We start from the raw sequence: 6,126 nt of genomic DNA, 5'->3' as shown, positions 1-6,126 counted from the left end.
GCGGCGGCGCCGCCGCCGCCGCCACCACGGTCGCCTTGCCGGGCTGGGCGCAGGCGCAGCAGGTGTCGCCCGGCATCGACATGGCGAGCAAGACCGTCACCGTGGGGGCGTTCACCCCGATCACGGGCCCGGTGCCTTTCTATACGATCCTCACGCATGCGGCGGACTCTTGTTTCAAGTGGGCCAACGACACCAATGCGCTGAATGGCTGGAAGATCAACTTCGTCACCTACGACGACGGCTACGAGCCGGCGCGCAGCGTCGCGGTGACGCGCCGCCTGGTCGAGGAGAACAAGATCTTCGCGCTGACCGCCGCGACCGGCACCGCCCAGTCGGTCGCCGTCATTCCCTACGCCAAGGAAGTGGGCCTGCCGATGATCGGCCCGATCGGCGGCGCCAGCGCGCTGTTTTCCGAGCGGCTGGTCTTCCCGTTGCTGCCCGACTACGGCTGGTCGGCGGCGTCGAATCTCGACTACGCCTGGAGCGGCCTCAACGCCAGTCGCGTCGCGCTGCTGTGGGAGAACGACGAACTGGGCCGCTCGGCCAAGCGCGGCTTCGACCTGTACATGGAAGCGCGCAAGAAGCAGCCGGCCGAGTCGATCCCGTTCGAGGTGCGCAGCACCGACTTCACGCCCCATGTGCGCCGGCTCGCCAACGCGAAGGCCGAGGTGGTGATCCTGTTCGGCTCCAACGCCAACCTGGCGGCTGCGCTCAAGGCCGCCGAGCGCATCAGCTACGAGGCCAAGTGGATGGGCCCCTTCTTCACGGCCGACCCGACCACCCGCAAGCTGGCCGGCCCGCTGCTCGACGGCGCCTACTTCTCCTCGTGGCTGCTGCCCGTCACTTCCGACGAGCCCGAGGTCAAGGCCTACCGCGACAACGTCGCCAAGTACTACCCGAACGACCCGATTGGCGTCTTCGGCCTCAACGGCTGGAGCAACGGCGCGCTGTTCGTCAAGGGCTTCCAGGCCCTGCTGGCGAGCGGCAAGCCCCTGACGCGGGAGAACCTCGTGGACGTGATGGAGACGATGAGCAACCAGACCATCGGCGGTGCGCGCAACGTGACCTTCCGGCCCGGCGACCATCGTGGCGTGCGCCAGGAGGGGATCATCCAGGCGATGCCCGACGGCAGCTTCAAGCTGCTGCGCGAGTTCCGGCCTTTCCCGGCCGAAGTGTTCGACGCCAAACTGTCCTGAGGAGCCGAGTTGACCACTGCATACGACGACTGGATCGGCCGCGAGGAAGAGCGCACCCAGCGCATCCTCGCGCCCGCGGTGCAGGCCATGGCCGCAACGCTGGACCTCGACACCGCACCTGCCGCCGGCGACCCGCTGCCACCGGGATGGCAATGGCTGTTCTTCAATCCCGCGGCGCGGCGCAGCGAACTCGGGCTCGACGGCCATCCGAAGCGCGGCGGTTTCCTGCCGCCGATCGATCTTCCTCGCCGGATGTGGGCCGGCAGCCGGGTGCGCTACCTGGCCGACCTGCCGGTCGATGCCGAGGCGAGCCGGCGCAGCCGCATCCTGAAGGTGGAGAACAAGGTCGGCAAGCGCGGCTCGCTCTGGTTCGTGACGGTGGCGCACACCATCGCCTGCCAAGGCCGTCCGTGCATCGTCGAGGAACAGGACATCGTCTATCGCGAGGCGACGCCGCCGGGCGCCGCGCCCGCGCCGGCGCCTCAGCGCCACGACGGCGAGGCCCAATGGGGCCGGGCGTTCCAGCCAGACACGACCATGCTGTTCCGCTATTCGGCGCTGACCTTCAACGGCCACCGCATCCACTACGACGCCGGCTATGCGCGCGACGAGGAAGGCTACCCCGGCTTGGTGGTGCACGGCCCGCTGACCGCGACTCTGCTGCAGCAGCTGGCGGTCGAACACGGCGGCTGCAGGCGGCTGGCGCAGTTCGACTTCCGTGGCGTCAGTCCGCTGTTCGTCGACCGTGCCTTCCGCCTCGAAGGGCAGGCCCTGGCCGACGGCAGCCTGGCGCTTTGGGCGCGCGGCCCCGACGGCGAACTGGCGATGTCGGCCAGCGCGGCCTTCGACTGAAGCCAGCGCACGCACCCAGACATTCACATCATTGAAACAGGAGACAAGAGACATGGCACAGCACTTGAGCGGACCGGCGAGCCTCGAAGGCCAGGTCGCGCTGATCACCGGCGGCGCAGGCGGCATGGGCCGCGCCATCGCGCAGGCCTTCAACGCGGCAGGCGCTCGCGTGGTCGCCACCGACCGGGCGGAGCACGAGGACATCGGCCCCGGCATCGCGTACCGCCGCTACGACGTCGTGTCGCGCACCGAGACCGACCGGGTGGTCGACGAGGTGATCGCCGAGCATGGCAAGGTGGACATCTTGGTGCTGTGCGCCGGCATCATCGCGCGCACGCCGCTGGCTGACAGCACCGATGAAGAATGGGACGCGATCATGTCGGTGAACCTGCGCGGCGTAGTCAACCCGACGCGCAAGCTGTTCCCGCTGATGTGCGAGCGCGGCTTCGGCAAGATCCTCGCGGCCGGGTCGATCGCCGCCAAGAACGGCGGCGTCGCGTCGGGCCCGGCCTACGTGGCCTCGAAGGCCGCGGTGCACGGAATGATGCGCTGGGTCGCGAAGGCCGGCGCGCCGCACGGCGTCTATGCCAACGTGCTGGCCCCCGGCCCGGTGGAGACCGCGATGTGGGCCAACGTCACGGGCGGCAGCGTGGCGCCGTCGGCCAACGCCACCGTGCCGCTCGGCCGCTACGGCAACGCCGAGGACATCGCGCAGGCGGCGCTGTTCCTGTGCTCGCCGGCCTCCAACTGGATCACGGGCACGTCGCTGGACATCAGCGGCGGCATGTGGATGGACTGACGAAGGACGCACCAGATGACAGACGCAGCAGCAGTGATCGGCTTCATCGGTCTCGGCGTGATGGGCGGACCGATGTGTCGCAACATGGCGCTCAAGCACGCGGGCGAGGTCGTCGCCTTCGACATGAACCCAAGCGCCTTCGAGGCGCTGGAAGGCACCCGGGCCCGCCGCGTGGGCACGCCGGCCGAGTTGGCGGCGCAGGCCGACGTGGTCTTCCTCTCGCTGCCCGGCGGCCCGCAGGTCGAGCAGGTCTGCCTCGGGCCGCAGGGCCTGAGCGCCGGCGGCCGTCGCCCCTCGGTCATCGTCGACCTGAGCACCACCACGGTCGAGAGCGCGCGCAGCGTCGGTGCCGCGCTCGGCAAGCGCGATGTCGAGTTTGCCGACGCGCCGGTGGCGCGCACCCGCGAAGCCGCGCAGCGCGGCGAGCTGAGCATCATGGTCGGCGCGAGCGAATCGTTGTTCGCACGCATCGAGCCGCTGCTGCGCTACATCGGCTCGGACGTGACGCGCTGCGGCGAACTGGGCTGCGGCCAGGTTGTGAAGCTGATCAACAACGCGTTGGTCTTCGAGCACACGATGGCGCTGGCCGAGATGATGGTGATCGGCGAGCGCGCCGGGGTGCAGCCGGGCGTGCTGCTCGACGCGGTCTCCAAGGGGTCCGGGGACAGCTTCGTGCTGCGCAACCACGGCCGCAAGGCGATGCTGCTGCGCCAGTTCCCCGATAAGGCCTTCCCGCCCGAATACGCGCTCAAGGACATCGGCTACATGCTCGAGCTGGCGAAGCAGGTGGGCACCTCGGCGCATGTCACCGAGCTGGCGCAGCGCTACTACGCGGCGACCGCGAGCCAGGGCTGGAGCGGGCGCTATTTCCCGGCGGTGATCGAGCTGATCGACCGCAATCTCGGTCCGGCGCCCGCCGCGGCCGCCGACAACGCCTGATCCCATGTCCGACTTCATCGGCCTGGTCTGGGCGGGCATCATCAGCGGCTCCTTGTACGCGATGGGCGCGATCGGCATCGTGCTCATCTACAAGAGCTCGAACGTCGTGAATTTCGCCCACGGCAACCTCGCCGGGTTCGCCGCCTTCCTGGTGTTCGGTTTCACGGCCGGGACCTTCGCCGACATGCCGTGGCTCGTGGGCGTGCTGCTGACGCTGGCGATCATGGTCGCGGTGATGGCGCTGAGCTACCTGCTGATCGCGCCGCTGGTGTTCAAGTCCGACCTGATCAGCACCATCGCGACGCTCGGCGTGGGCCTGGTCGTGCAGGGCCTGACGCAGTTGATGTTCGGCTCCAACGTGGTGTCGATGGAGCTGCCACTGCCTCGCTGGCGCCTGCACCTGGGGCTGCTCCAGGTGTCTTCCTACGACCTGGCGGTGCTGGTCGTGACGGCCATGGTGATCGGGCTGCTCTACCTGCTGATCGAGCGCACCCGCATCGGCATCGCCTTTCGCGCCGTGTCGGCGAATCCCTTCGCCAGCCGGGTCTGCGGGCTGAACCTGCGCGGGGTGCATGTGTTCTCGTGGGTGGTGGCCGGCCTGCTGGGGCTGGTCGCGTCGCTGCTGATCGTGCCGACCACCTTCCTGTCGTCCACCAGCGTCGCCTCCTTCATGCTGCAGTCCTTCGCGGCCGCCGTGGTCGGCGGCTTCAGCAGCTTGGCGGGCGCGGTGGTGGGCGGCATCTTCATCGGCGTCTTGATGAACCTGCTGTCGTTCTACGTCTCGGCGGAGTTCAACAACAGCTATCTGCTGGTGACGATCCTGCTCGTGCTCAATGTGTTTCCCAAGGGCGTGCTCGCCCTTCGAGGGGGTGCCCGTGTCTAGCCTGCCGATCCGTCCGACTCTCGCCTCCGCCGCCGCGGCGCCGTCCGGCCCCGAGGCCCGGCCCGCCGGCAGCGGCTGGGCCCGCAAGACCGGCAGCTCGCTCGGCCTGCTGGTGCTGCTGCTKCTGCCGCTGGTCTCCGGCGGCTACTGGACCTTCACCCTCGGCGTCTGTTTCGCAAACGCGATCGCGATCATCTCGGTGAGCTTCCTGGTGCGCTATGGCGGCGAGGTCTCGATCGGGCATGGCGTGTTTGTCGCGGCCGGCGCCTACACGGTCGCCCTGGTCGAGAAGTACCTGGGCCTTTCGCTGCTCGCCAGCCTGCYGCTGGCAGCGGTCCTCGGCGCGGTGCTCGGCGTGGTGTTCGCCTTTCCGTCGCGCAACATGTCCGGCATCTACCTCGCGGTGACGACGATGGCGTTGGCGCTGGCGATGCCGGAACTGCTGCTGCATTTCTCCAGCGTGTCCGGCGGCTACGAGGGGCTGTACGTGAAGCTCGACGCGCTGCCTGGCGTTCCCAAGAACCTGCAGCGCTACTACCTGCCGCTGATCGGACTGGTTGCCGCGGCCCTGCTGCTGCGCCACTTCCGGCGCTCGCGGCAGGCGATGGCGCTGCTGCTGATCCGCACCTCGGCGCATGCGGCCGAATCCTTCGGCGTGCGCCGCAGCTGGGCCCGGCTGTCGTGCATGGCGCTGAGCGCCGCGATCGCCGCCATCGGCGGCGCGCTGCTGTCCTTCAGCTCCTCCACCGTCTCGCCCAACAGCTTCACGCTGTGGACATCGATCTTCCTGCTGGTCGGCTCCGTGGTGTGCCTGCACGCGATGTCCTTCGCGGGCAGCCTGGTGGGCGGCATCTTCCTGACGCTGGTCCCCCTGCTGCTCGCCGGTGCCGGCGACTGGGTGCCTATCCTCTACGGCGGCGCGCTGCTGGCGGTGGTGCTCGGCGTCAACGCGCTGCCGGCGTCCGTGCGGGCACGGCTCGAGGGAGGCCACTCATGAGGGTCGCRGCCGCCATGGATTCCACGCTTCCGCTGGTCGTGGACGACCTCGCACTGTCCTTCGGTGGCATCCAGGTGCTGCAGGGCATCGCGCTGCGGATGCAGCCGGGCGAGATCACTGGGCTGATCGGCCCCAACGGCGCCGGCAAGACCAGCTTCTTCAACTGCCTGACCGGGCTGTACGCGCCGCAGCAGGGCCGCATGCGCCTGGGCGACATCGCCCTCGAGGGCATCGCGCCGACCGGCCGCGCCGCGCTCGGCTTCTCGCGCAGCTTCCAGCACGTGGCGCTGTGCCCGGAACTCAGCATCGTCGAGAACGTGACGATCGGGCTGGATCGCCAATCGGCCGCGGGCTGGCTCGATGCCTTCCTGCCGCTGCCGCGCGGCCGCCGCGAGCGTGCGCTGCATCGCAAACTCGCGCTGGCAGCGCTGGCCCGGCTCGGCATCGCGCAGGTGGCCGA

General features: G+C 69.3%; 7 protein-coding genes. All 7 read left to right on the top strand.

Going from position 1 to position 6,126, the window contains the following annotated elements; genetic code table 11:
• On the top strand, positions 1–1,196 hold a 1,196-nt coding region (locus AC1DY5_RS38445), incomplete at its 5' end, for an ABC transporter substrate-binding protein (protein WP_478119709.1).
• 9 nt (positions 1,197–1,205) lie between these two features.
• Positions 1,206–2,048: an HTD2 family dehydratase gene (locus AC1DY5_RS38440; protein WP_478119708.1), complete on the top strand. Its 843-nt coding sequence runs from the start codon at positions 1,206–1,208 to the stop codon at positions 2,046–2,048.
• A 52-nt stretch (positions 2,049–2,100) separates the two neighbouring features.
• Positions 2,101–2,847 carry an SDR family NAD(P)-dependent oxidoreductase gene (locus AC1DY5_RS38435; protein WP_478119707.1) on the top strand — a complete coding sequence of 249 codons (747 nt, stop codon included), beginning with the start codon at positions 2,101–2,103 and terminating at the stop codon, positions 2,845–2,847.
• Between the two features lie 15 nt (positions 2,848–2,862).
• Positions 2,863–3,786, top strand: coding sequence for an NAD(P)-dependent oxidoreductase (locus tag AC1DY5_RS38430; protein WP_478119706.1), 924 nt, complete (start codon positions 2,863–2,865; stop codon positions 3,784–3,786).
• A 4-nt stretch (positions 3,787–3,790) separates the two neighbouring features.
• Complete coding sequence (locus AC1DY5_RS38425; protein WP_478119705.1) at positions 3,791–4,669, top strand: branched-chain amino acid ABC transporter permease; 879 nt, start codon at positions 3,791–3,793, stop codon at positions 4,667–4,669.
• Positions 4,662–5,666 carry a branched-chain amino acid ABC transporter permease gene (locus AC1DY5_RS38420; RefSeq protein WP_478119704.1) on the top strand — a complete coding sequence of 335 codons (1,005 nt, stop codon included), beginning with the start codon at positions 4,662–4,664 and terminating at the stop codon, positions 5,664–5,666. The genes AC1DY5_RS38425 and AC1DY5_RS38420 overlap by 8 nt, the downstream gene beginning before the upstream one ends.
• Positions 5,663–6,126: ATP-binding cassette domain-containing protein (locus AC1DY5_RS38415; protein ID WP_478119703.1), on the top strand; the 464-nt coding region annotated here is incomplete at its 3' end. The genes AC1DY5_RS38420 and AC1DY5_RS38415, both read left to right, overlap by 4 nt.

Source organism: Variovorax sp. P4_D9, from assembly GCF_056401695.1.
This window is presented reverse-complemented; position numbering and strand designations above follow the sequence as displayed.

What these genes read in the sequence shown, in the direction of transcription:
- AC1DY5_RS38435 (WP_478119707.1), top strand. Translation starts at nt 2,101, where the DNA reads ATGGCACAGCACTTGAGCGGACCGGCGAGCCTCGAAGGCCAGGTCGCG.
- AC1DY5_RS38430 (WP_478119706.1), top strand. Translation starts at nt 2,863, where the DNA reads ATGACAGACGCAGCAGCAGTGATCGGCTTCATCGGTCTCGGCGTGATG.
- AC1DY5_RS38425 (WP_478119705.1), top strand. Translation starts at nt 3,791, where the DNA reads ATGTCCGACTTCATCGGCCTGGTCTGGGCGGGCATCATCAGCGGCTCC.